Below are 23,592 nucleotides of genomic sequence, written 5' to 3'. Positions count from 1 at the left end.
TCAACCCTGAACAGGCCTGCGCCTCGCGCCCACCAGTCGATGCAGTTTTCGCCGAACCCGAATTTCGAGCTCTTGACGAAGAGACAGCGGCGGCGCCTCCGACTCGCCTTTGCCGGGCACAGGCTGGTGAGCCCTATGCATCCAGTAGCCCCCAGAGTCAGGCACCAGTTGCAAGCCAAGAGCACGGCTGTCCTCTTCCGAAAAATAGTGGAAGACGATGCTCTTGCGGGTCTTTCCGGGCGAAAGAATCGGACTGCCGCCATGCAGGAGATAGGCATTCCAGATGAAAACGTCGCCACGCTTCGCAGCGAAGATCTCCGGCTTCAGCCCACGCTGCCGAACCTGCTCATCCATGTAGGCGGACCAGGCCGGCATCTCTTCGTTGACCGCGTGCGTTCCGCCATTCGAGAAGACGTATTGCTCGATGGCGTGGCTGCCGGGGTAGTAGCGCAAAGGCCCGGCATCCATGTCGCAGTCTTCGAGAGCGACCCAGATGGCCAGCAAATGCCCATGCGACCGCGGCGTCATGTAAAGCGAATCGACGTGATCGCCCTGGCCGCTTCCGTGTGCATAGCTGAGCGAGTTGCATAGCACCGGTGTGTTCTCGAGCAAGGCCTTCAAGGTGGGCGTCAGCTTCGCATTCAGTGCGAGCCGGCGCACTTCTGGATATTCGAGATACAGGTCGTTGACCTTGAAGCGATGCGCTTCGCGCGCAGCGGGGTCGACATCCCGAATGCGTAACCGCTGGTCGACGTTAAGGTCGTCCACGACGACCCTCGACAAGGGGTCGCGCCATGCACGCGTCAAGGCCGCTTCCGCTGCATCGATCTCTTCGTCTGAATAGAACCTCGGAAGAACGACGTAGCCGTCTTCCCGCCATTTTTTTGTGATCCTGCCGTCCATCGTTCGATTATGGCCAGCTGTTGTTTCAGTATCCCCGGTTGAGCGCCTGCTTGAGAAATGAAAAAAGCCCTTGGTCCTGTGAGGAACCAAGGGCTTTGAAATTGGTGGCCTGGGGCGGAATCGAACCACCGACACGCGGATTTTCAATCCGCTGCTCTACCAACTGAGCTACCGGGCCATCTGCATTTGTGTGCAGCCTTAAATTATACAGCGCTTCTGCGCCCTCTCGACAAATCAACACCAAGTTGTTTGAGTTTTCTGTACAGATGAGTGCGCTCGAGGCCGGTTTTCTCGGCCACGCGGGTCATCGACCCGTTCTCCATCGCGAGGTGGAACTCGAAGTATGCCTTCTCGAAACCGTCGCGCGCATCGCGCAGCGGGCGGTCGAGGTCGAAGCTCTGAGTCGACTGGGGGCCGATGTCGGCCACCGGCACGGAAGCGAGCGATGCCATCAGCAGGCTGTCGCCGGTGGTGGTGATGGCCGTGGCCTGCGCCACACCGGCCGGAGCGGGGACGACGCCCGCGGCAGCGCGGCGTGCGCTCTCGCGCGCCAACCCTTGCTCGACGGCCTTGAGCAGCTTCTGCAGCGTGATGGGCTTTTCGAGGAAGGCGAATGCGCCGATGCGCGTGGCGTCGACCGCGGTGTCGATGGTGGCGTGGCCGCTCATCATGATGACGGGCATGCTCAGCAGGCCGGCGGTGGACCACTCCTTGAGCAGCGTGACGCCGTCGGTGTCGGGCATCCAGATGTCGAGCAGGACGAGGTCCGGCCGCGCGCGCTGGCGGGCCGCGCGCGCTTCGGCGGCGTTTTCCGCGAGCTCCACGTTGTGGCCTTCGTCATTGAGAATTTCGAAGAGCAGGTCCCGGATGCCCAGCTCGTCATCGACCACGAGAATGTTTGCCATGAGTGCTGCTTGTTGTGTGCGCTGGTATCTGCAATGGTGTGTAAGGTCCGCCGGCCCGGCCATCGCCTGGGCGACGGAATCGTAAGCGCTCAGGCGGCGGAAGATTTCGAATCTTCGGTGTGAGCGACCGCTGCCCGCGGCTCGCTTGCCAGCGCGAATGATAGCGAGACTTGTGCCCCTGCTACAGCCCCATCGACAACGCGGTTGGAAAGCTCGATGCGCGCGCCGTGCTCATCCGCGATTTTCTTCACGACGGCCAGGCCCAAACCGGTACCTTTTGTTTTCGTCGTGACATAGGGCTCGAAGGCCCTCTTCAGAATGTTTTCCGCGAAACCGGGGCCGCTGTCCTGCACGGTGAGCCGCACGCGCCGCCCCGAATCGCCCAGCCGCGTACGAATGACGACCTCGCCCCGCTTGCCGGTGCCGCTGGCCGCGGCCTCGGCGGCGTCCTGGGCGTTCTGCAACAGGTTGTGAATCACCTGCCGGATCTGCTGGGCATCGCCGCGGATCGGCGGGCAGCGCTCGTCGAGCTCGGAGCGCAGCACGATGGGCAGGCTCTCGGCGTTGTAGAGCTGGAGCACATCGACAAGCAGCGCGTTCAGGTCGACCGGCTTGAGGTCGGCCGCGGGCAGCCGCGCGTAGTCGCGGAATTCGTTGACCAGTCGCTTCATCGCATCGACCTGGTCGACGATGGTCTTCACCGACTTCACGAGCACGGCCTGCTCGGGTGGCTGCACCTTGCCCGACAGTTTCATCTCGAGCCGCTCGGCGGACAGCTGGATCGGGGTCAGCGGGTTCTTGATCTCGTGCGCGAGGCGGCGCGCCACCTCGCCCCAGGCTTGCGCGCGCTGAGCCGAGACGATCTCGGAGATGTCATCGAACACCAGCAGCCGCGCCGCGCCAGGCAGTTCGGCGCCGCGGGCGACGATGTTGATGGCGCCGTCCTGCTGCGGCATGTCCTGCCCCGAGGCATGCAGCTCAAAGGCGTGCTGCCAGTGGTCGAGGCCGTGCTGCATGCGCTCGACCAGGAACTCGTCGAACTGCTGCTGCACCTTGGCGCCGAATTCAGCAAGGCCCGGCACGTCGACCAGCGACTGTCCCTCGTAGGCCGCGAGCGGCGCGCGCAGCACGCGGGTGGCGCCGGGGTTGGTCGACAGCACCGTGCCCTTGGCGTCGAGCACGATCACGCCCGAAGTGAGGTTGTCCAGGATGGTCTGCAGGTTGGCGCGGGCGGCGTCGAGCTGGCCCATGGTCTTTTCGACGGCGCCGCGCGCGTCGGCCAGCTGCTGGGTCATGACGGCAAAGGAGCGCGTAAGGCCACCCAGCTCGTCCTTGCCTTGCAGCACAGCGGTGGGCCGCAGGTCGCCGGCGGCCACCTGGCGCACGCCGTCGGCCAGCACCAGCAACGGCCTGGCGAGCTGGTTGCCGAACAGCACGGCCAGCAGCACGGCACCGAACACGGCAAGGAACAGGCTCAGCGTCAGCGTGCCGATGTACATGCGGCGCAGGCCCTCGCGTGCAAGCGCCCGCTCTTGGTATTCGCGGTTGGCCTCCTGCACCGCCAGCGCGTTGGCCACCACGGCGGGCGGCAGCGGCCGCGTGACCTGCAGATAGCGCGGCGCGGTGTCGAAGTCGAAGCCGGGTCGCTGCACCATGGCAAGCGCGCGCACGCTCGCGACCGGCGGCGCTGCGCCGGGCATGGCGGTTTCGTCCAGGCCTTCGATGTGCGCGACGGCGCGCTCGGGCCGCACCTGTCGGAACTGCTGCGCGGTTGGCCGGTCGGGGTTGAGCTGGAAACGCGAGGAGCCGGCGCTGGCCACCAGCTGGCCCGAGCCGGTCCAGAGAATCACGTCGGTCGCCTCGAGCTGGTCGCGGATGCGCTCCAGGACCAGGCCCGCGCTGGCATCGGGCACTTGCGCGAGCTGGCCGCTGGCGCTGCGCGTCTTGGCGGCGAGGTCGTCGGACAGCGAGTCGAGCGTGGCGCGGCCGAGGTTCAGGCCGGCGTCCAGCGCGCCCTCGACCTTGACGTCGAACCAGCTCTCGATCGAGCGCGCGACGAATTGGTAAGACACCACATAGACCAGCGCCCCCGGCACCACGCCCACCAGCGCGAAGATGGCTGCCAGCTTGATGAGCAGCCGGCTACCGAACTTGCCCTGCCGCAACCGCCGCAGCAACCGGAACGCGACCCAGCCGATCACCAGCACCAGCAGCACCGCCACCACGACGTTGATGCCGAACAGGCGCACGTAGTAGCGCTCGTACAGCGCGCGATTGTTGGTGGCCTGCGCGAGCAGGAACATCAGCACCAGCCCGATGGCCGTGACCAGCGCGGCACCCACGCCGATGGCCCAGCGCATCGCACGCGCCCGGCTCGCGGCGGGCGTGGCCGCTGAGCCGCTGCGCGGAGAGGTGCTCACTTCTGCTTCTCCACCGCCAGCCGCGCTGTGCGCTCGGCGGCAATATTCCAGTCAGCCTGCCCGACCACGCCGATCTGGAACGGGCGCGGCAGTTGCGAAGTGTCGAGGCGGAAGCGGAAAGTCACCTGGTGCAGCGGGTCGTCGCCGATCTCGGCCACGTCGCCCAGCCGCATCCGCCCGACGCGCTTGATGGCGTCGAGCGCATCGCTCAGGGTGTCGAAGTTCTGGTTCAGCGAAATGCCGAGGCCGGCGGCACCGGTGATCGGCACCGGCGAAACATTGAGTCGCCAGCGCCGGGTGAGCGGCTGGTAGGCCAGCCGCATGTGACGCTGGACCTGCGCGACCTTGCGGTCGGTCCAGTACCAGCGCTCCTGGAAGAGCTCAGCCTCGGCCACGAAATAGATGGCGATGCCCTTGTCGAGCACCTCCTCGACCAGCGAGGGCAGCTCGAACTGCACGGACGCGCTCAGGTAGACGCCGTCGTCGGCCTGCTCCAGCCGCATCTGGCTGATGGACGCGCCGGGGCGCCCCTGGGCGGCGGCCGGCACCGGCAGCCACGCCATCCACACGACCCAGGCCCACAGCAGCACGGCCAACAGGAGCGGCCCGCGCCGCGGCTCAGTGCGGGCGCTTTTCAAGCAGGGCGTAGAAGAAGCCGTCGTGATCACCAGAGGGATTGTCCGGGACGCCACGGGCATTCGACCCGCTTTGGGGCAGCAAATGGCCGGGCGATGGCAGCAATCGTGCGTCGGTGTTGTGTACAAGAAACGCATCAATTTGTTGCGAACCCTCTTCCCGGAAGACGGAACAGGTGCAGTAAAGAAGCCGCCCGCCGGTCCGCACGAGCGGCCAGAGCGCGGCCAGCAACGCGGCCTGCTGGGCAGAGAGCTGGGCGGTGTCGCTCTCGCGGCGCAGCCAGCGGACATCGGGATGGCGGCGCACGATGCCCGATGCGGTGCATGGCGCGTCGAGCAGGATCGCGTCGAACGGCGTGCGGTCCCACCAGTCGGCGGGGCGCGCGGCATCGGCCACCAGCACACGGGCCTTCAGGCCGATGCGCGCCAGGGTCTCGTCGATGCGCCGGCTGCGCACCGCGTCGACTTCGAGCGCTGTGACGTCGATGGCGTCGGGGCCGGCCAGCTCGAGCAGATGCGCGGTCTTGCCGCCGGGGGCGGCGCAGGCATCGAGCACCCGCAGCGGCACGCCGCCGGGAGCGGCCGGCAACAGGCCTTCGAGCAACAGGGGCGCGGCCATTTGCGCGGCGGCGTCCTGCACCGAACTGGCGCCTTCGGCAAAACCGGGCAGTTGCTGCACGGGCCGGGCACGGGCCAGTTGAAGACCGCTGGGGCCCACGCGCGTAGCCGAGAGGCCGGCGGCCTCAAGCTCCACCAGATAGGAAGCGGCGGTCGACTTGCGTGCATTGACGCGCAGCGTCATCGGCGCCTGTGCGTTGTCGGCGGCGAGCACGCGCTGCCAGTCGCGGGGATGGTCGCGCTTGAGGCGTTCGATCCACCAGCGCGGATGGTTCCATTGCGCGACCGGCTCGGAATCGGTCACGGCCACAAGTTCGTCGCGCTCGCGCAGGAAGCGCCGAAGACAGGCGTTGATGAAGCTGGCCTGCGCCCGCGTGGCCGGGTTGCGCTTGGCGGCCTCGACGGCCTGGTCGACCAGCGTGAACGGTTCGTAGGGTGCGCGCGTGCCGTCCCACGCAAGCGCCAGCGCGGTGCACAGCAAGGCGTCGGGCAATGGCGGCGGCGTGCGCTTGGCCAGATGGCGGCGCAGCGCCTCGGCGCGGCCGAGCCAGCGCAGCACCTGGAAGCCGAGCGCCTGCACGCCGGGCCGCAGCGCGGGTTCGACGGCTTCGAAGGCGACGGAGCCCGAGGTGCCGGCGCGAATCGACGCCAGCGCCACCGCGGTCAATTGCAGTTGGCGCCAGAGCGGCGGTTGCAGCGGCTGCGGGGCGCCGTTGCTGGGGAGATCGGAAGGTAGTTCGGCCAAGTTGGGGGCGATGGTAACGGGCGGGCGAAAGGCCGGACGCCGTGCAATGGAAAGAAAAAATGACCGCGTCAGAGCAGCGGCGCGGCCGGACGCAGACGCACGGCCCATGCCACCAGCACGGCCGGGAACTGCGAGATCGCGGCGTTGTAGAGCTTCACCGCAAGATTGAACTGGTTGCGCGCGATCTCCGCCGCCGCCGAGGGCTCGGGCCAGGCGATCGGTTCGGGGGCGCCGGGCAGCGCCGGTTGCTGCGCCGGCCGCGCGAGCGTGCCGTCGGCCTCGAACATCGTCACCGCGTCCGGGTGCTGGCGCTGCCACGCGCCGATCCACACCTGCAGCGCCGTCGCCAGCGCGGCCATGCCGCCGGCATCGAGCGGTCGCAGCCGGGTCGCGCCCAGCAGGATGGCCAGTTGCGTGGTCGAGGCCTGCAGCGGCGCAATCGACGACAGCAGCTCGTTCGCCGGCGCCTCCGCGGGCGGCGCGGCGGTGATGCTGGCCTGCACGAAATCGAGCTGCTTGCGCAGCGCCGCATCGAGCGTGCCGTAGCTCTGCAGCACGGCGGCGCGCAGGCGCACCAGCCGGTTGTAGGCGCCGACAAACCAGAACAGCAGCACTGCGATCACGATCCAGCTGGCCAGCGATTCGGGCAACAGACTCATCGACGACAAAACCTCTTCATCCAGGGCACAAAGAAAAACGCCCCCCAACCGGGGGCGGTCGGGGGGCGTGGGGTACCGGTCATGGCCGGTGATGCTAACCAGTTATTCGGTCGCGGCGCCTTCGCTGGCGTCGACCGTGCTGGTTGCCGCATCGCTGTCACCGGAGCCGGCCAGTTCGGCGGCTTCCGATTCGGCGATGGCGCGGCGCTCGGCCTCGTCCATGGCGTCCTTGACCTTGCGTGCCTGGTGGTACGCCATGCCGGTGCCCGCGGGAATCAGGCGGCCGACGATGACGTTTTCCTTCAGGCCGCGCAGCTCGTCGCGCTTGCCCATGATCGCGGCTTCGGTCAGCACGCGCGTCGTTTCCTGGAACGAAGCGGCGGAGATGAACGAGTCGGTCGACAGCGATGCCTTCGTGATACCCAGCAGCAGGTTGGTGAACGTCGCGGGGATCTTGCCTTCGGCGCGCAGGGCGTCGTTGGTGTTGAGCATTTCGCTGCGTTCGACCTGTTCGCCGGAGATGTAGCCGGTCTCGCCGATGTTGTCGACCACGACGCGGCGCAGCATCTGGCGAACGATCACCTCGATGTGCTTGTCGTTGATCTTCACACCCTGCAGGCGGTACACGTCCTGCACTTCGTCCACGATGTAGCGCGCCAGTTCTTCCGAACCCAGCAGGCGCAGGATGTCCTGCGGGTCAGCCGGGCCGTCGACCACGGATTCGCCCTTGTTCACCACCTGGCCTTCGTGCACCAGGATGTTCTTTTCCTTCGGCACGAGGTCTTCCCAGACCGTGCCTTCCGGATCGGTGATCTGCAGGCGGATCTTGCCCTTGGTCTCCTTACCGAACGACACCGTGCCGGTCATTTCGGCCAGCATGCCCTTGTCCTTCGGCGAGCGGGCTTCGAACAGCTCGGCAACGCGCGGCAGACCGCCGGTAATGTCGCGGGTCTTCTGGCCTTCGACCGGAATACGCGCCAGCACTTCGCCGGGGCCCACGTCCTGGCCGTCGCGGATCTGGACCAGCGCACCGATCGGGAAGCCGATGGTCACCGAGTGATCGGTGCCCGGAATCTTCACTTCCTGGCCTTGTGCGTCGATCAGCTTCACCTGCGGGCGAACGACCTTGGCAGCGCCGCGGCGCTTCGGGTCGATCACGACCAGGGTCGACAGACCGGTCACTTCGTCCACCTGCTTCGCAACCGTGAGGCCTTCCTCGACGTTTTCGAACTGCGTCTTGCCGGCGAACTCGGTAATGATCGGGCGGGTCAGCGGGTCCCAGTTGGCGAGCACGTGGCCGGCCTTGATCTGCTGGTCTGCCTTGACCGTCAGCGTGGCGCCGTACGGCACCTTGTGACGTTCGCGCTCGCGACCGTGCTCGTCATGGATGACGATCTCGCCCGAACGCGAAATCACGACCAGCTCGCCCTTGCTGTTGGTCACGTAGCGCATCGTGGCGTTGAAACCGATCGAACCGTTCGACTTGGCTTCCACGCTCGAGGCGATGGCAGCGCGCGAAGCGGCACCACCGATGTGGAAGGTACGCATCGTCAGCTGCGTGCCCGGTTCACCGATGGACTGCGCGGCGATCACACCGACGGCTTCGCCGATGTTGATCAGGCCGCCGCGGCCCAGGTCGCGGCCGTAGCAGGTCGCGCAGATGCCGAAGCGGGTTTCGCAGGTCAGCGCGGTGCGGACCTTGACTTCGTCGACGCCCTGGGCTTCCAGTGCTTCGATGTTGTCTTCGTCGAACATCTCGCCTGCCTTCAGCAGCACCGAGCGGTTTTCCGGGTGCAGCACGTCGTCGGCAGCCGAACGGCCGAGGATACGGTCGCGCAGCGATTCGATGACTTCACCGCCTTCGACGATGGCGCGCATCAGGTAGCCGCCGTGCGTGCCGCAGTCCTGCTCGGTCACGACCAGGTCTTGCGTCACGTCGACCAGACGACGGGTCAGGTAACCCGAGTTCGCCGTCTTCAGCGCCGTGTCGGCCAGACCCTTACGGGCACCGTGGGTGGAGATGAAGTACTCCAGCACGTTCAGGCCTTCGCGGAAGTTCGCGGTAATGGGCGTCTCGATGATCGAGCCGTCCGGCTTGGCCATCAGGCCCCGCATACCGGCCACCTGGCGAATCTGGGCCGCGGAACCGCGGGCGCCCGAGTCGGCCATCATGTAGATCGAGTTGAAGGACTCCTGCTCGACTTCCTTGCCATGGCGGTCGATGACCTTCTGCTTCGACAGCTTGGCCATCATGACCTTCGACACTTCGTCGCCGGCCTTGCCCCAGATGTCCACCACCTTGTTGTAGCGTTCGCCGGAGGTCACCAGACCCGACACATACTGCTGCTCGATCTCCTTCACTTCCTTGGCGGAGCGATCGATGATGCCGTGCTTTTCAGCGGGCACCAGCATGTCGTCGATGGCGATCGAGATACCGGCCTTGGTTGCCAGGCGGAAGCCGTTTTGCAGCAGCTTGTCGGCGAACACGACGGTCTCTTTCAGGCCGCACTTGCGGAACGAGACGTTGATGAGCTTGGAGATTTCCTTCTTCTTCAGCGCCTTGTTGATGTTCGAGAACGGCAGGCCCTTCGGCAGGATCTCGGACAGCAGCGCGCGGCCCACGGTGGTGTCCACGAGCGAGGTCGACGGCGTGAATTCGCCGGTTTCCTTGTTCTTGGTGTACTCCGTGATGCGCACCGCCACGCGGGCGGTCAGCTCGACTTCGTTGGCGTCGAGCGCGCGCTGCACTTCACCGATGTCGGAGAAGATCAGGCCCTCGCCCTTGCCGTTGATGCGGTCGCGGGTCGTGTAGTACAGACCCAGCACTACGTCCTGCGAAGGAACGATCGACGGTTCGCCCGAAGCCGGGAACAGCACGTTGTTGGAGGCCAGCATCAGCGTGCGGGCTTCCATCTGCGCTTCCACCGACAGCGGCACGTGGACGGCCATCTGGTCGCCGTCGAAGTCGGCGTTGAATGCCGCGCAGACGAGCGGGTGCAGCTGGATGGCCTTGCCTTCGATCAGGATCGGTTCGAAGGCCTGAATGCCCAGGCGGTGCAGCGTAGGAGCGCGGTTCAGCATGACCGGGTGCTCCTTGATGACCTCTTCCAGGATGTCCCAGACCACCGGCGTACCCGATTCGACTTCCTTCTTGGCAGCCTTGATCGTGGTCGCGATGCCCATGGCTTCGAGGCGCGAGAAGATGAAAGGCTTGAACAGCTCGAGCGCCATCAGCTTCGGCAGGCCGCACTGGTGCAGCTTGAGCGTCGGGCCCACCACGATGACCGAACGGCCCGAGTAGTCGACGCGCTTGCCCAGCAGATTCTGGCGGAAGCGGCCGCTCTTGCCCTTGATCATGTCCGCCAGCGACTTCAGCGCGCGCTTGTTGGCGCCCGTCATGGCCTTGCCACGGCGGCCGTTGTCCAGCAGCGAGTCGACAGCTTCCTGCAGCATCCGCTTTTCGTTGCGCGCGATGATTTCCGGGGCCTTCAGCTCCAGCAGGCGGCGCAGACGCGAATTGCGGTTGATGACGCGGCGATACAGGTCGTTCAGGTCGGAAGTCGCGAAGCGGCCGCCGTCCAGCGGCACCAGCGGACGCAGGTCCGGCGGCAGCACGGGCAGCACGTCGAGCACCATCCACTCGGGCTTGATGCCCGACTTGCGGAAGGCTTCCAGCACCTTCAGGCGCTTGGAGTTCTTCTTGACCTTGACTTCGGAGCCGGTCAGGTCGCCGCGCAGGCGTTCGATCTCGCTGTCGAGTTCGATGCCTTCGAGCAGGTCCTTGATGCCTTCGGCGCCCATCTTGGCGATGAATTCGTCGCCGTATTCCTTGCGCTTCGCGTCGTAGTCGTCCTCGGACATGATGCCGAACTTCTTCAGCGGGGTCATGCCGGGGTCGGTGATCACGTAGGCTTCGAAGTACAGCACGCGTTCGATGTCGCGCAGCGTCATGTCGAGCACGAGGCCCAGGCGCGACGGCAGCGACTTCAGGAACCAGATGTGGGCGCAGGGCGCGGCCAGGTCGATGTGACCCATGCGCTCGCGACGCACCTTGGTCTGCGTGACTTCAACGCCGCACTTCTCGCAGATCACGCCGCGGTGCTTCAAGCGCTTGTACTTGCCGCACAGGCACTCGTAGTCCTTGATGGGGCCGAAGATCTTGGCGCAGAACAGGCCGTCGCGCTCGGGCTTGAACGTGCGGTAGTTGATCGTCTCGGGCTTCTTCACCTCGCCGAAAGACCACGAACGGATCTTCTCGGGCGAAGCCATGCCGATCTTGATGGCATCGAAATGCTCATCGGGCGTGAATTGCTTGAACAGGTCGAGTAGCGATTTCATAAGACTCTTTCCCTTTTCAAATTAAGAACGCTCGAGCTCGATGTCGAGCCCCAGCGAACGAATTTCCTTGACCAGCACGTTGAACGATTCCGGCATGCCGGCTTCGATCGAGTGCTCGCCCTTGACGATGCTTTCGTACACCTTGGTACGGCCTTGCACGTCGTCGGACTTCACGGTCAGCATTTCCTGCAGGACGTAGGCGGCGCCGTAAGCTTCCAGCGCCCACACTTCCATTTCACCGAAACGCTGGCCGCCGAACTGCGCCTTGCCGCCCAGCGGTTGCTGCGTGACGAGCGAGTACGGGCCGGTCGAGCGCGCGTGCATCTTGTCGTCGACCAGGTGATGCAGCTTCAGGAAGTGCATGTAGCCGACGGTGACGGGACGCTCGAACTGGTCGCCGGTGCGGCCGTCGAACAGGTACGCCTGCGTGCGCGTTTCGGTCAGGCCCTTGAGCTTGGCGATGTCGTCCGGGTAGGCGAGCTTCAGCATGCCGCGGATTTCTTCTTCCGAGGCGCCGTCGAACACCGGCGTCGCGAACGTGGCGCCGCTTTGCAGGTTGGCCGCCATGGCGAGCAGTTCGGTGTCGCTCAGCTGTTCGAGTTCTTCCGGACGGCCCGAGCCGTTGTACAGCTGCTCCATGAACTTGCGCAGCTCTGCCACCTTGGCCTCTTGCTGCAGCAGGTCGCCGATGCGCTGGCCGATGCCCTTGCCGGCCCAGCCCAGATGCACTTCGAGAACCTGGCCCACGTTCATCCGCGAGGGCACGCCCAGCGGGTTCAGGCAGATGTCGCACGGCGTGCCGTCGGCCATGTGGGGCATGTCTTCGACCGGAACGATCTTCGACACCACACCCTTGTTGCCGTGGCGGCCGGCCATCTTATCGCCGGGTTGCAGACGGCGCTTGACGGCCAGGTAGACCTTGACCATCTTGAGCACGCCCGCGGGCAGCTCGTCGCCCTGCGTGAGCTTCTTGCGCTTTTCTTCGAACGCGAGGTCGAAGCTGTGGCGCGTCTGCTCCAGCGAGTTCTTGATCGACTCGAGCTGCGTTGCCACTTCGTCTTCCGCCGGGCGGATGTCGAACCAGTGGAACTTCTCGACCGACGACAGGTAGGCCTTGTCGAGCTTGGTGCCCTTGGCCAGCTTGTTCGGGCCGCCGTTGGCGACCTTGCCGGTCAGCAGCTTCTCGATACGGTCGAACGCGTCGGCTTCGACGATGCGAAGCTGGTCGTTCAGGTCGAGGCGGAAGCGCTTGAGCTCGTCGTCGATGATCTGCTGGGCGCGCTTGTCGCGCGTGATGCCTTCGCGGGTGAACACCTGCACGTCGATCACGGTGCCTTGCGAGCCCTGATCCACACGCAGCGAGGTGTCCTTCACGTCGGAAGCCTTCTCGCCGAAGATGGCGCGAAGCAGCTTCTCTTCAGGCGTCAGCGTGGTCTCGCCCTTCGGCGTGACCTTGCCCACCAGCGTGTCGCCCGGCTGCACTTCGGCGCCGACATAAATGATGCCGGATTCGTCGAGGCGGTTGAGCTGCTGCTCGGCCAGGTTCGGGATGTCGCGCGTGATTTCTTCGGCGCCCAGCTTCGTGTCGCGAGCCATCACCACCAGTTCCTCGATGTGGATCGAGGTGTAGCGGTCTTCGGCGACGACGCGTTCCGAGATCAGGATCGAGTCTTCGAAGTTGTAGCCATTCCAGGGCATGAACGCGATCAGCATGTTCTGGCCCAGAGCCAGTTCGCCGAGGTCGGTCGATGCGCCGTCGGCCACCACGTCGCCCTTGGCGATCTTGTCGCCGCGCTTGACGATGGGGCGCTGGTGGATGTTGGTGTTCTGGTTCGAACGCTGATACTTGATCAGGTTGTAGATGTCCACACCGACTTCACCGGCAGCCGCTTCGGCGTCGTTCACGCGCACCACGACACGGGTCGCATCGACGTAGTCGACGATACCGCCGCGGGTGGCCGTGACCACGGTGCCCGAGTCGACCGCGGAGACGCGCTCGATACCGGTACCGACCATCGGCTTTTCGGGGCGCAGCACAGGCACGGCCTGACGCTGCATGTTGGCGCCCATCAATGCGCGGTTCGCATCGTCGTGCTCCAGGAACGGCACGAGCGAGGCGGCCACCGACACGATCTGCGCGGGCGACACGTCCATGTACTGGATGCGTTCGGCGCCGACCAGGATCGATTCGCCGGCTTCACGCGCGGAGACCAGGTCGCCGGTCAGTACGCCGTCCTTGTCCAGGGCCGCGTTGGCCTGGGCGATGACGTACTTGCCTTCTTCGATGGCCGACAGGTAGTCGATCTCGTTGGTGACCTTGCTGTCGACCACGCGACGGTACGGCGTCTCGATGAAGCCGTATTCGTTCAGGCGGGCGTACAGGGCCAGCGAGTTGATCAGACCGATGTTCGGGCCTTCAGGCGTTTCGATCGGGCACACGCGGCCGTAGTGGGTCACGTGCACGTCGCGCACTTCGAAGCCTGCACGTTCGCGCGTCAGACCGCCCGGGCCAAGGGCCGACACGCGGCGCTTGTGGGTGATTTCGGACAGCGGGTTCGTCTGGTCCATGAACTGCGACAGCTGCGATGCGCCGAAGAATTCCTTCAGCGCGGCCGAGATCGGCTTGCTGTTGATCAGGTCGTGCGGCATCAGCGGCTCTTGCTCCGCCTGGCCCAGACGTTCCTTCACGGCCTTCTCGATACGAGCCAGGCCGGTGCGGTACTGGTTCTCGGCCAGTTCGCCGACGCAACGCACGCGGCGGTTGCCCAGGTGGTCGATGTCGTCGACTTCGCCGTTGCCGTTGCGCAGGTCAACGAGGATCTTGACCACGGCCAGGATGTCTTCGTTGGTCAGCACCATCGGGCCGGTCGATTCGTCGCGGCCGACCTTGGCGTTGAACTTCATGCGGCCGACGCGCGACAGGTCGTACGTGTCCGGGTTGTAGAACAGGCGCTGGAACAGCGCTTGCACTGCGTCTTCCGTCGGCGGCTCGCCGGGGCGCATCATGCGGTAGATGGCCACGCGCGCCGCGAACTCGTCGACGGTTTCGTCGATGCGCAGCGTTTGCGAGATGTACGCGCCCTGGTCCAGTTCGTTGGTGTAGATCACCTGAACGTCTTGAACGCCGGCGGTGCGCAGCTTCTTCAGCAGCGCTTCGGTCAGCTCGTCGTTGGCCTTGGCCAGGATTTCGCCCGAGTCGGCGTCGACGATGTTGCGGGCGATGACACGGCCGACCAGGAAGTCTTCCGGCACGCTGATGTGCGTGGTGCCGCCCTGCTCGAGTTCACGCGTGTGGCGCGCGGTGACGCGCTTGTCCTTGGCGACCACGACCTTGCCCGACTTGTCGGTGATGTCGAAGCGCGCGACTTCGCCGCGCAGGCGCTCGGAGACGAACTCCATTTGCGCGCCGCTGTCCATCAGGCGGAAGTTGTCGTTCACGAAGAAGTTCGCGAGGATCGATTCCGGGTTCAGGCCGATGGCCTTCAGCAGGATCGTGACCGGCATCTTGCGGCGACGGTCCACGCGGAAGTACAGCATGTCCTTCGGATCGAATTCGAAGTCGAGCCACGAACCGCGGTAGGGAATCACGCGGGCCGAGAACAGCAGCTTGCCCGAGCTGTGCGTCTTGCCCTTGTCGTGTTCGAAGAACACGCCCGGCGAACGGTGCAGCTGCGAAACGATCACGCGTTCCGTGCCGTTGATGATGAACGAACCCTTGTCCGTCATGAGCGGCACTTCGCCCATGTAGACCTCTTGTTCCTTCACTTCCTTGACCACCTTCGACTGCGAGGTCGACGACTCGCGGTCATAGATGATCAGCTGGACCTTGGCGCGCACGGCCGAGGCGAAGGTCAGACCGCGGGTCTGGCATTCGCGCACGTCGAAAGCGGGTTTCGCGAGGTTGTACTCGAGGAACTTCATCTCGACAAAACCGTTGTGCGAGACGATCGGGAAGGCGGCGTCGAACGCGGCCTGCAGGCCTTCGACGGTGCGTTGCTTCGGGGGAATGCCGGCTTGCAGGAACGCGGTGTACGCGTCTTTCTGCATCTGCAGCAGGTAAGGGATTTCTACGACGCTGTCGCGATTGCCGAAACTTTTTCGGATGCGCTTGCGTTCGGTGTAACTGTACGCGGACGATTGGGCCATGAGAGCTCCGGTGCTTGAGATCTTCAGCGACTTGTCAGCAGTGCCGAGGCACCACTGCTTGGCGGCTGGCCACTACCAGCCGTTGGCGGACAGCGATGCGTTGCACATCGCCCGAACCAAGGGGTCTTCTGCAGTCGGGGTCAGAAGACACTCGAAAACCGCGTCGATGCGGCGGCTTTCGGGTGCGCTCTGAAAGCGGCAAAGGCTGGAGGGCCTTTTCAGGCACCTCCAGCCCTCTAGGGGGTCTGAATTACTTCAGTTCCACCTTGGCGCCGGCATCTTCCAGCTTCTTCTTGGCGGCTTCAGCGTCAGCCTTCGACAGGCCTTCCTTGACAGCCTTGGGAGCGGCTTCCACCAGGTCCTTGGCTTCCTTGAGGCCCAGGCCGGTGATTTCGCGCACTGCCTTGATCGCCGAAACCTTGTTCGCGCCGGCATCGACCAGCACGACGTTGAATTCGGTCTTCTCTTCAGCGGCCGGAGCGGCGGCGCCGCCGCCAGCTGCGGGAGCGGCCATTGCAGCGGCGCTCACGCCGAACTTCTCTTCGATGGCCTTGACCAGGTCGTTGAGTTCCAGGACCGTCATGCTGTCGAGCGCGGTCAGAAATGCGTCTTTATCGAATGCCATTTTTGTTTCCTAACAATTGGGTTGAATATTCAAACGAAGGCTCAAGCGGCCTGCGCTTCTGCCGGTGCATCGGCGACGGGTTCAGCAGCTTCGCCACCACCGCGCTTCTCGGCCAGCGCCGCGAGCACGCGGGCGGTACGAGAGATCGGGGATTGCATCAAGCCCAGCAATTGCGCCAGCAGCACTTCCTTCGAAGGGATGTTGGCCAGTTGCTTCACGCCGTCGACGTCCAGGGCCTTGCCACCGAAGGCGCCGCCGCGAATGACCAGCTTGTCGTTGGTCTTCGCGAAATCGGCCACCACCTTGGCGGCGGCCACAGCGTCTTCGGAGAAGCCGTAGATCAGCGGACCGGTCATCTGGTCGCCAACAATCTCAAACGGGCTACCAGCGACAGCACGGCGGGCCAGCGTGTTCTTCAGAACATTCAGGCTCACACCCTTGCTGCGCGCTTCGTTGCGCAGTTTGGTCATATCGGCCACCGTGATGCCACGGTATTCCGCCATCACGAGCGTTTGAGCTTTTGCGGCGAGGCTGGTCACATCACTGATGACCGCTTCTTTCTCACTGCGATTCAGACTCAAGGTCTACTCCTTTTAATGCGACCTTCGGCCGGGGCCTCGGATCGCGCTTCATGCAGCGACCAACTGTTTCGGAACAAAAAACAAATTCCTTGCAGCGGGATCGCCATCTGCGCTGGATACCGGACAGGAAGGTCCGGCGTTTAAGTGCAGCACCCTGCACACCAGCGGTCTTGGATGGCCCGCGGCAACCAAAGCTGCCACGACCCACCACATCCGCTCCACCCTTGCGAGGCGGAGCAAATCTCTTTAGCTCGCCGAGATGGTTTGCGTGTCCACGCGGACACCCAGACCCATGGTCGACGACACGGCCACCTTGCGCAGGTACACGCCCTTGCTGGTCGCCGGCTTGGCCTTGACCAGAGCGTCGATCAGCGCGGCGAGGTTGCCTTGCAGCTTGTCGTTGTCGAACGAGCGACGGCCGATCGTGCCGTGCACGATGCCGGCCTTGTCGACGCGGAACTGAACCTGGCCAGCCTTGGCGTTCTTCACGGCCGTGGCGACGTCCGGGGTCACCGTGCCAACCTTGGGGTTGGGCATCAGGCCGCGCGGGCCGAGGATCTGACCGAGCGTACCGACGACGCGCATGGCATCGGGGGCGGCGATCACAACGTCGAAAGGCATGTCGCCAGCCTTGACCATGGCAGCCAGGTCGTCCATGCCGACGATGTCGGCGCCGGCGGCCTTGGCTTCTTCAGCCTTGGCGCCTTGGGCGAACACGGCGACGCGCTTGGTCTTGCCGGTGCCGTTGGGCAGCACGACGGCGCCACGCACGACCTGGTCCGACTTCTTCGCATCGATGCCGAGCTGAACAGCCACGTCGATCGATTCGTCGAACTTGGCGGTGGCAGCGTCCTTGACGATGGTGATCGCGTCAGCCAGCGGGTACAGCTTGTTGCTGTCGACCTTGCCTTCGAGCGACTTTTGCTTCTTGGTGATCTTGGACATTTACACGCCCTCCACATTCACGCCCATCGAGCGGGCCGAGCCGGCAATGGTACGAACTGCTGCGTCGAGGTCGGCGGCAGTCAGGTCCTTCATCTTGGCCTTGGCGATTTCTTCGAGCTGGGCGCGCGTGATCTTGCCGACCTTGTCGGTGTGCGGGCGGGCCGAACCCTTTTCGAGCTTGATGGCCTTCTTGATCAAGGTGATCGCCGGGGGCGTCTTGATGATGAAGGTGAAGCTCTTGTCAGCGAACGCGGTGATGACCACCGGCAGCGGCAGACCCGGCTCGACGCCTTGGGTCTGCGCGTTGAACGCCTTGCAGAACTCCATGATGTTCAGACCACGCTGACCGAGTGCGGGACCGATCGGTGGGGACGGGTTGGCCTTACCAGCTGGGACTTGCAGCTTGATGAAGCCGACGATTTTTTTCGCCATGCTTTGCTCCTTGCGGGTGATATCGCCTTGGCTTGCGACCAAGGCTCCCCGGGGTTAAACGACTCTTCGAGATCAAGGCCGCGCGCCGAGTCGGACAACGCGCAGCCGGAAACAATGACACCGGCACAAAGGCCGGTGGGGTCGTCAGGTCTTCTCGACCTGGCTGAATTCGAGTTCCACAGGGGTGGCGCGGCCGAAAATCATGACCGACACGCTGACCTTGCTCTTCTCGTAGTTGACTTCCTCGACCGTGCCGTTGAAGTCGGTGAACGGGCCTTCCTTGACGCGCACGAATTCGCCGACGGTGAATTCGACCTTGTGGCGCGGCTTCTCGGTGCCCTGTTGCATCTGGCTGACGATGTCTTCGACCTCTTTTTGCGAGATCGGAGCCGGACGGTTCTTGGCACCACCCACGAAGCCCGTCACCTTGTTGGTGTGCTTCACCAGGTGCCAGCTCTCGTCGTCCATGATCATTTCGACCAGCACGTAGCCCGGGAAGAAGCGACGCTCGGTGGTGCGCTTCTGGCCGTTCTTGATTTCGACCACTTCTTCGGTCGGAACCAGGATGCGGCCGAACTTGTCCTGCATGCCGGCGCGGTTGATGCGCTCGGTGATGTTGCGCTCGACGGCCTTCTCCATGCCCGAATAGGCATGCACCACGTACCAACGCAGATCTGGGTTGGCGGCGGGAGCCAGCACGGAAGTGTTTTCTTCTTCCGGCGTGCTCGGCGTGGTTTCAACTGCGTCGTCGGTCATTTATTTTCTCCAGCCCAGAATGAGGTCGAAAAACACCCATTCGAGCGTCTTGTCGGTGAGCCAGAGGAAGACGGACATGATCGCCACGAAGGCGAACACATAGGCCGTCATCTGCATCGCTTCCTTGCGGGTCGGCCACACGACCTTCTTGACCTCGCGCCACGAATCGCGACCAAAAGCCCACAACTGACGACCACTCTCGGAACTGCCGAAAGCCGCCACGGCCGCGGCCAGGCCGACCAGCAGCGCAGCCCATTGCACGACCGAGCCTTGGCGCGACAGCAGATAGAACGCCACGATGGCGCCCACTGCCAGCACGACGGCCACGGCCAGTTTGGCCTTGTCGGCGCCGGTGCTCACGGTTTCGATTTGAGAAGTGGCCATGGTTGGCTGATTTCCTGTGGCCTTTCGACCTTCAATTCAATGCGTCTCTTGAGACGCCGAAGCCCACCGGGTCACGATGGGCTTTAGGGGTGCCACCTAAGTGGCAGGGGCAGTAGGAATCGAACCTACAACCTTCGGTTTTGGAGACCGACGCTCTGCCAATTGAGCTATACCCCTCCGGTACTCTTTGCGCTTGGCTTAGATGTCGAGGATCTTGGCCACGACGCCCGAACCCACGGTGCGACCGCCTTCACGGATGGCGAAGCGCAGGCCTTCTTCCATCGCGATCGGGTTGATCAGCTTGACGGTGATGCTGACGTTGTCGCCGGGCATGACCATTTCCTTGTCCTTGGGCAGCTCGATCGCGCCGGTCACGTCCGTCGTGCGGAAGTAGAACTGCGGACGGTAGTTGTTGAAGAACGGCGTGTGACGGCCGCCTTCGTCCTTCGACAGGACGTACACCTCGGCGGTGAAGTGCGTGTGCGGCTTGATCGAGCCGGGCTTGCACAGCACTTGGCCGCGTTCGACTTCTTCGCGCTTCGTGCCGCGCAGCAGCACGCCCACGTTGTCGCCGGCCTGACCTTGGTCCAACAGCTTGCGGAACATTTCCACGCCGGTGCAGGTGGTCTTGACCGTCGGGCGGATGCCCACGATTTCGATTTCTTCACCGACCTTGATCACGCCACGCTCGACGGCGCCAGTCACCACGGTGCCGCGACCCGAGATCGAGAACACGTCTTCCACGGGCATCAGGAACGTGCCGTCCACGGCGCGCTCGGGCGTCGGGATGTACGTGTCCAGCGCTTCAGCCAGCTTCATGATGGCTTCTTCGCCCAGCTTGCCCTTGTCACCTTCCAGGGCGAGCTTGGCCGAGCCGTGGATGATGGGGGTGTCGTCGCCAGGGAACTCGTACTTGTCGAGCAGCTCGCGCACTTCCATTTCGACGAGCTCGAGCAGTTCGGCGTCGTCGACCATGTCGCACTTGTTCAGGAAAACGATGATGTAGCCCACGCCCACCTGGCGAGCCAGCAGGATGTGTTCACGGGTCTGGGGCATCGGGCCGTCAGCGGCCGAGCACACCAGAATGGCGCCATCCATCTGGGCAGCGCCGGTGATCATGTTCTTCACGTAGTCGGCGTGGCCGGGGCAGTCGACGTGTGCGTAGTGGCGGTTGGCCGTTTCGTACTCGACGTGCGCGGTGTTGATCGTGATGCCGCGTGCCTTTTCTTCAGGCGCAGCGTCGATCTGGTCGTAGGCCTTGGCTTCGCCGCCGAACTTGGCCGACAGCACCGTGGCGATCGCAGCCGTCAGCGTGGTCTTGCCGTGGTCGACGTGACCGATCGTGCCCACGTTGACGTGAGGCTTGGTGCGGGTGAATTTACCTTTTGCCATTTTTCGACTCCGAAAAAAACGTTTTCAACGTATGCAGATGGGTTGCAAAGCTGCCGTTGCAACCCCCAGAAATTGGTGCCCTTTGCGGGAATCGGACCCGCGACCTCTCCCTTACCAAGGGAGTGCTCTACCACTGAGCCAAAAGGGCTTTTGTAACTAAGTTACGAATTCACATCGCCTCAACAACGAACCGGATCTCTGGAGCGGGAGACGGGAATCGAACCCGCGTCATCAGCTTGGAAGGCTGGGGTTCTACCATTGAACTACTCCCGCATCGGGGGCACTTTCAAGGCACCCAAAGCGCTAGATCCAATCGCTCTTAGAAACCAAATTCATCGCTGGTGGAGAGGGCTGGATTCGAACCAGCGTACTCGTAAGAGGGCAGATTTACAGTCTGCTGCCATTAACCACTCGGCCACCTCTCCGGCGAACCTCGAAATATAGCACGGTTTTGTGACTACTCGGAAATCCATGCATCAACGAAGATGCAGGAAAACCGCTCAAGGCGTGAGCCTGCGATTATCGCCTAAGTTTTCACCCCGCCGACTGCTGCGCCTCACGCCAGGCACGTGCTTCACCGAAATGACCGCAGCCGATGAACGGCACGGGTGGCCTCAGGGCCGAAAGAGGCGACGGATGATTCGACATCAGCACCTTATGTCGCCCAACGTCGATCAACGCCCGCTTACTTTGCGCGTGCGAGCCCCAGAGCATAAAAACAACAGGTTTGGCACCGCCTGAAACATGACGAATGACGGCATCCGTCAGCACCTCCCAGCCACGCCCTGAATGGCTGGCCGGCTGCGCCTCTTCGACCGTCAGGCAGGTGTTGAGCAACAGCACACCATGCGTGGCCCATTTCACCAGGCTGCCACCCGGGCTCGGGAACGGAGGCGGCGCCGTACCCAGGTCGCGCTGTAGCTCCTTGAAGATATTGCGCAGCGATGGCGGCAGCGCGACGCCGGGCGCCACCGAAAACGCCAGTCCCTCGGCCTGCCCACGTCCGTGATACGGGTCCTGCCCCAGGATGACCACGCGCACGTCTTCAGGCGGCGTAAGTTCCAGCGCCCGCAACGGCTGCGGCGGGAAGATCACCGCGCCGGCATCGAGCCGTTCGCGCAAAAAGCCCTGCAGCTTCTGCCCCACCGCACTGGCAAAGAAATCATCGACCAGCGGCTGCCAGCCTGGCGCCACGGGCCAGTCGGCGGGATCGCTGCTCGACAGCTGGTCGGGCCTGCTCATTGGAACAACGCAGCGAGGGCCTCGCCGGGTTCCTTGGCACGCATGAAGGCCTCGCCGACCAGGAAGGCGTTGACGCCTGCCGCGCGCAGCGTGGCCACGTCTTCGCGCGTACCGATGCCCGACTCCGTCACCGGCAAGCGGTCAGCCGGCAGCCTGGGCAGCAGATCGATGGTCGCCTGAATCGACACCTCGAAGTTGCGCAGATTGCGGTTGTTGACGCCGATCAACGCCGTCTTGAGCTTCAGCGCGCGATCGAGTTCGGCCGCGTCGTGCACCTCCACCAGCACCGCCATGCCCAGCCCGCGCGCAATGGCTTCGTAGTCCTTCATCTGCGCATCGTCAAGGCATGCGGCAATCAGCAGGATCGCATCGGCGCCCATCGCGCGCGATTCGTACACCTGGTAGTCGTCGACGATGAAATCCTTGCGCAGCACCGGCAGGTCGCACGATGCACGCGCCTGCTTGAGGTAGTCGACGCCGCCCTGGAAGAACTGCTTGTCGGTCAGCACCGAAAGACAGGCCGCGCTGACCGTGCCATCGCCCTCGGCATAGCTCTGCGCGATGTCGGCCGGAATGAAATCCGCGCGCAGCACGCCTTTGCTCGGGCTGGCCTTCTTGACTTCGGCGATCACCGCCGCGTGGCCCGCGGCGATCTTGGCGCGCAGTGCGGCTTCGAAATCACGCGTCAGCACGCGGCTCTCTGCGTCGAAGCGCACCGCTTCGAGCGAAGCGCGCTTGCGGGCCGCGGCAACCTCCTGGTGCTTGACGGCAACGATCTTGTCGAGGATGTCGGACATAGGGTTTCTGGTGCTCCCGGTTTCTCTGTGTTCAGACGGTGGCGGATGCCTTGACCAGCTCCGCGAGCTTGGCCTTGGCGGCACCCGACGCAATGGCGGCGCGCGAACGCTCGACGCCCGCCGCCACTGAATCGACCACGTTGGCCGCATACAGCGCGGCGCCGGCGTTCAGCAGCACGATGTCGAGCGCGGGCCCGGCCTGATTGTCGAGCACCCCCAGCAGCATGGCCTTCGACTGCTCCGGCGTTTCCACGCGCAGCGCGCGGTTGCTCGACATCGCGAAGCCGAAGTCCTCGGGGTGCAGTTCGTATTCGCGGATCTCGCCGTCCTTCAGTTCGCCCACCATGGTGGCCGCGCCGAGCGAGATCTCGTCCATGCCGTCGCGGCCGTAGACCACCATCGCATGCTCCGTGCCCAGGCGCTGCAGCGCGCGCACCTGGATGCCCACGAGGTCGGGGTGGAACACGCCCATCAGGATGTTCGGCGCACCGGCCGGGTTGGTCAGCGGCCCGAGGATGTTGAAGATCGTCTTGATGCCGAGCTCCTTGCGCACCGGCGCGACGTTCTTCATCGCTGGATGGTGGTTCGGCGCGAACATGAAACCGATTCCGCACTCCTCGATGGAGCGCGCGATCTGCTCGGGCTTCAGGTTGATGTTCACGCCCAGCGACTCCAGCACGTCGGCACTGCCCGACTTGCTCGAGACGCTGCGTCCGCCGTGCTTGCTCACCTTGGCGCCCGCGGCGGCAGCCACGAACATCGAGCAGGTCGAGATGTTGAAGGTGTGCGAACCATCGCCGCCGGTGCCGACGATGTCGACGAGGTTCGTCGTGTCCGTCACAGGCACCTTGGTCGACACCTCGCGCATCACCTGCGCCGCGGCGGTGATCTCGCCGATGGTTTCCTTCTTCACGCGCAGGCCGGTGATCAGCGCGGCCATCATCACGGGCGAGCACTCGCCGCTCATGATGAGGCGCACGATGTGCAGCATCTCGTCGTGGAAGACTTCGCGGTGTTCGATGGTGCGCTGCAGCGCTTCCTGGGGGGTGATCATGGAAAGTCTCCTCGA

The 23,592-nt window shown here is 64.2% G+C and carries 18 protein-coding genes and 5 tRNA genes; all 23 read right to left on the bottom strand.

The genetic code is table 11. The features are described 5' to 3' along the window. On the bottom strand, window positions 1-903 hold the full coding sequence (locus tag L3V85_RS05895; RefSeq protein WP_237678459.1) for a phytanoyl-CoA dioxygenase family protein: 903 nt from the start codon (window positions 901-903) through the stop codon (window positions 1-3). Window positions 904-1,005: 102 nt separating this feature from the next. Then, a tRNA-Phe gene (locus L3V85_RS05890) sits at window positions 1,006-1,081 on the bottom strand. 25 nt (window positions 1,082-1,106) lie between these two features. Next, window positions 1,107-1,808 carry a response regulator gene (locus tag L3V85_RS05885; RefSeq protein WP_237678458.1) on the bottom strand — a complete coding sequence of 234 codons (702 nt, stop codon included), beginning with the start codon at window positions 1,806-1,808 and terminating at the stop codon, window positions 1,107-1,109. An 89-nt stretch (window positions 1,809-1,897) separates the two neighbouring features. Then, entirely contained in the window at window positions 1,898-4,228 is a 2,331-nt protein-coding gene (locus tag L3V85_RS05880) for a sensor histidine kinase (RefSeq protein ID WP_237678457.1), read from the bottom strand. Continuing rightward, complete coding sequence (locus L3V85_RS05875; RefSeq protein ID WP_237680499.1) at window positions 4,225-4,791, bottom strand: DUF4390 domain-containing protein; 567 nt, start codon at window positions 4,789-4,791, stop codon at window positions 4,225-4,227. The genes L3V85_RS05880 and L3V85_RS05875 overlap by 4 nt, the downstream gene beginning before the upstream one ends. 55 nt (window positions 4,792-4,846) lie before the next feature. After that, entirely contained in the window at window positions 4,847-6,178 is a 1,332-nt protein-coding gene (gene rsmB / locus L3V85_RS05870; protein ID WP_237680498.1) for a 16S rRNA (cytosine(967)-C(5))-methyltransferase RsmB, read from the bottom strand. A gap of 116 nt (window positions 6,179-6,294) precedes the next feature. Then, a complete protein-coding gene (locus L3V85_RS05865) occupies window positions 6,295-6,885 on the bottom strand; it encodes a lema family protein (RefSeq protein ID WP_237678456.1) in 591 nt (196 codons plus the stop codon). A 102-nt stretch (window positions 6,886-6,987) separates the two neighbouring features. Next, window positions 6,988-11,223: a DNA-directed RNA polymerase subunit beta' gene (gene rpoC, locus L3V85_RS05860; RefSeq protein ID WP_237678455.1), complete on the bottom strand. Its 4,236-nt coding sequence runs from the start codon at window positions 11,221-11,223 to the stop codon at window positions 6,988-6,990. Between the two features lie 21 nt (window positions 11,224-11,244). Then, complete coding sequence (gene rpoB, locus L3V85_RS05855) at window positions 11,245-15,369, bottom strand: DNA-directed RNA polymerase subunit beta (RefSeq protein ID WP_237678454.1); 4,125 nt, start codon at window positions 15,367-15,369, stop codon at window positions 11,245-11,247. Between the two features lie 250 nt (window positions 15,370-15,619). Next, window positions 15,620-15,994, bottom strand: a complete 375-nt coding sequence (gene rplL / locus L3V85_RS05850) for a 50S ribosomal protein L7/L12 (protein ID WP_237678453.1) — start codon at window positions 15,992-15,994, stop codon at window positions 15,620-15,622. A 41-nt stretch (window positions 15,995-16,035) separates the two neighbouring features. Continuing rightward, on the bottom strand, window positions 16,036-16,575 hold the full coding sequence (gene rplJ / locus L3V85_RS05845) for a 50S ribosomal protein L10 (protein ID WP_237678452.1): 540 nt from the start codon (window positions 16,573-16,575) through the stop codon (window positions 16,036-16,038). Between the two features lie 246 nt (window positions 16,576-16,821). After that, window positions 16,822-17,520, bottom strand: coding sequence for a 50S ribosomal protein L1 (rplA, locus tag L3V85_RS05840; RefSeq protein ID WP_081269557.1), 699 nt, complete (start codon window positions 17,518-17,520; stop codon window positions 16,822-16,824). Continuing rightward, window positions 17,521-17,952, bottom strand: coding sequence for a 50S ribosomal protein L11 (gene rplK / locus L3V85_RS05835; RefSeq protein WP_007831051.1), 432 nt, complete (start codon window positions 17,950-17,952; stop codon window positions 17,521-17,523). It lies immediately after the preceding gene. A gap of 144 nt (window positions 17,953-18,096) precedes the next feature. After that, window positions 18,097-18,708, bottom strand: a complete 612-nt coding sequence (gene nusG / locus L3V85_RS05830) for a transcription termination/antitermination protein NusG (protein WP_081269556.1) — start codon at window positions 18,706-18,708, stop codon at window positions 18,097-18,099. Beyond that, a complete protein-coding gene (secE, locus tag L3V85_RS05825) occupies window positions 18,709-19,092 on the bottom strand; it encodes a preprotein translocase subunit SecE (RefSeq protein WP_081269555.1) in 384 nt (127 codons plus the stop codon). Window positions 19,093-19,193: 101 nt separating this feature from the next. After that, a tRNA-Trp gene (locus tag L3V85_RS05820) sits at window positions 19,194-19,269 on the bottom strand. Between the two features lie 21 nt (window positions 19,270-19,290). Further along, window positions 19,291-20,484, bottom strand: coding sequence for an elongation factor Tu (gene tuf, locus L3V85_RS05815; RefSeq protein WP_012745744.1), 1,194 nt, complete (start codon window positions 20,482-20,484; stop codon window positions 19,291-19,293). A gap of 73 nt (window positions 20,485-20,557) precedes the next feature. Next, window positions 20,558-20,632, bottom strand: a tRNA-Thr gene (locus L3V85_RS05810). Between the two features lie 51 nt (window positions 20,633-20,683). Then, window positions 20,684-20,757: transfer RNA gene (locus L3V85_RS05805), tRNA-Gly, on the bottom strand. Between the two features lie 66 nt (window positions 20,758-20,823). Further along, window positions 20,824-20,909, bottom strand: a tRNA-Tyr gene (locus L3V85_RS05800). Window positions 20,910-21,018: 109 nt separating this feature from the next. Continuing rightward, window positions 21,019-21,726 (bottom strand): uracil-DNA glycosylase, encoded by a 708-nt coding sequence (locus L3V85_RS05795; RefSeq protein ID WP_237678451.1) that lies wholly within the window; start codon window positions 21,724-21,726, stop codon window positions 21,019-21,021. Further along, the gene (gene trpC / locus L3V85_RS05790) at window positions 21,723-22,523 is read right to left on the bottom strand and encodes an indole-3-glycerol phosphate synthase TrpC (RefSeq protein ID WP_237678450.1); all 801 of its coding nucleotides are present in this window, start codon (window positions 22,521-22,523) and stop codon (window positions 21,723-21,725) included. The genes L3V85_RS05795 and trpC overlap by 4 nt, the downstream gene beginning before the upstream one ends. A gap of 31 nt (window positions 22,524-22,554) precedes the next feature. After that, the gene (trpD, locus tag L3V85_RS05785; RefSeq protein WP_237678449.1) at window positions 22,555-23,577 is read right to left on the bottom strand and encodes an anthranilate phosphoribosyltransferase; all 1,023 of its coding nucleotides are present in this window, start codon (window positions 23,575-23,577) and stop codon (window positions 22,555-22,557) included. Window positions 23,578-23,592: the final 15 nt, after the last annotated feature.

Source organism: Variovorax paradoxus, from assembly GCF_022009635.1.
Taxonomy (GTDB): domain Bacteria; phylum Pseudomonadota; class Gammaproteobacteria; order Burkholderiales; family Burkholderiaceae_C; genus Variovorax.
The sequence above is the reverse complement of the archived record's forward strand: the minus strand, read 5'-3'. Positions and strand labels throughout refer to the sequence as shown.

Excerpts from the sequence above, each read along its gene's own strand:
- rpoB (WP_237678454.1), bottom strand. The coding sequence starts at position 15,369 with ATGGCCCAATCGTCCGCGTACAGTTACACCGAACGCAAGCGCATCCGA.
- L3V85_RS05895 (WP_237678459.1), bottom strand. The coding sequence starts at position 903 with ATGGACGGCAGGATCACAAAAAAATGGCGGGAAGACGGCTACGTCGTT.
- L3V85_RS05875 (WP_237680499.1), bottom strand. The coding sequence starts at position 4,791 with ATGGCGTGGCTGCCGGTGCCGGCCGCCGCCCAGGGGCGCCCCGGCGCG.
- L3V85_RS05865 (WP_237678456.1), bottom strand. The coding sequence starts at position 6,885 with ATGAGTCTGTTGCCCGAATCGCTGGCCAGCTGGATCGTGATCGCAGTG.
- rplK (WP_007831051.1), bottom strand. The coding sequence starts at position 17,952 with ATGGCGAAAAAAATCGTCGGCTTCATCAAGCTGCAAGTCCCAGCTGGT.
- trpD (WP_237678449.1), bottom strand. The coding sequence starts at position 23,577 with ATGATCACCCCCCAGGAAGCGCTGCAGCGCACCATCGAACACCGCGAA.
- rplL (WP_237678453.1), bottom strand. The coding sequence starts at position 15,994 with ATGGCATTCGATAAAGACGCATTTCTGACCGCGCTCGACAGCATGACG.
- trpC (WP_237678450.1), bottom strand. The coding sequence starts at position 22,523 with ATGTCCGACATCCTCGACAAGATCGTTGCCGTCAAGCACCAGGAGGTT.
- L3V85_RS05885 (WP_237678458.1), bottom strand. The coding sequence starts at position 1,808 with ATGGCAAACATTCTCGTGGTCGATGACGAGCTGGGCATCCGGGACCTG.
- nusG (WP_081269556.1), bottom strand. The coding sequence starts at position 18,708 with ATGACCGACGACGCAGTTGAAACCACGCCGAGCACGCCGGAAGAAGAA.
- rpoC (WP_237678455.1), bottom strand. The coding sequence starts at position 11,223 with ATGAAATCGCTACTCGACCTGTTCAAGCAATTCACGCCCGATGAGCAT.
- secE (WP_081269555.1), bottom strand. The coding sequence starts at position 19,092 with ATGGCCACTTCTCAAATCGAAACCGTGAGCACCGGCGCCGACAAGGCC.
- tuf (WP_012745744.1), bottom strand. The coding sequence starts at position 20,484 with ATGGCAAAAGGTAAATTCACCCGCACCAAGCCTCACGTCAACGTGGGC.
- rplA (WP_081269557.1), bottom strand. The coding sequence starts at position 17,520 with ATGTCCAAGATCACCAAGAAGCAAAAGTCGCTCGAAGGCAAGGTCGAC.
- L3V85_RS05795 (WP_237678451.1), bottom strand. The coding sequence starts at position 21,726 with ATGAGCAGGCCCGACCAGCTGTCGAGCAGCGATCCCGCCGACTGGCCC.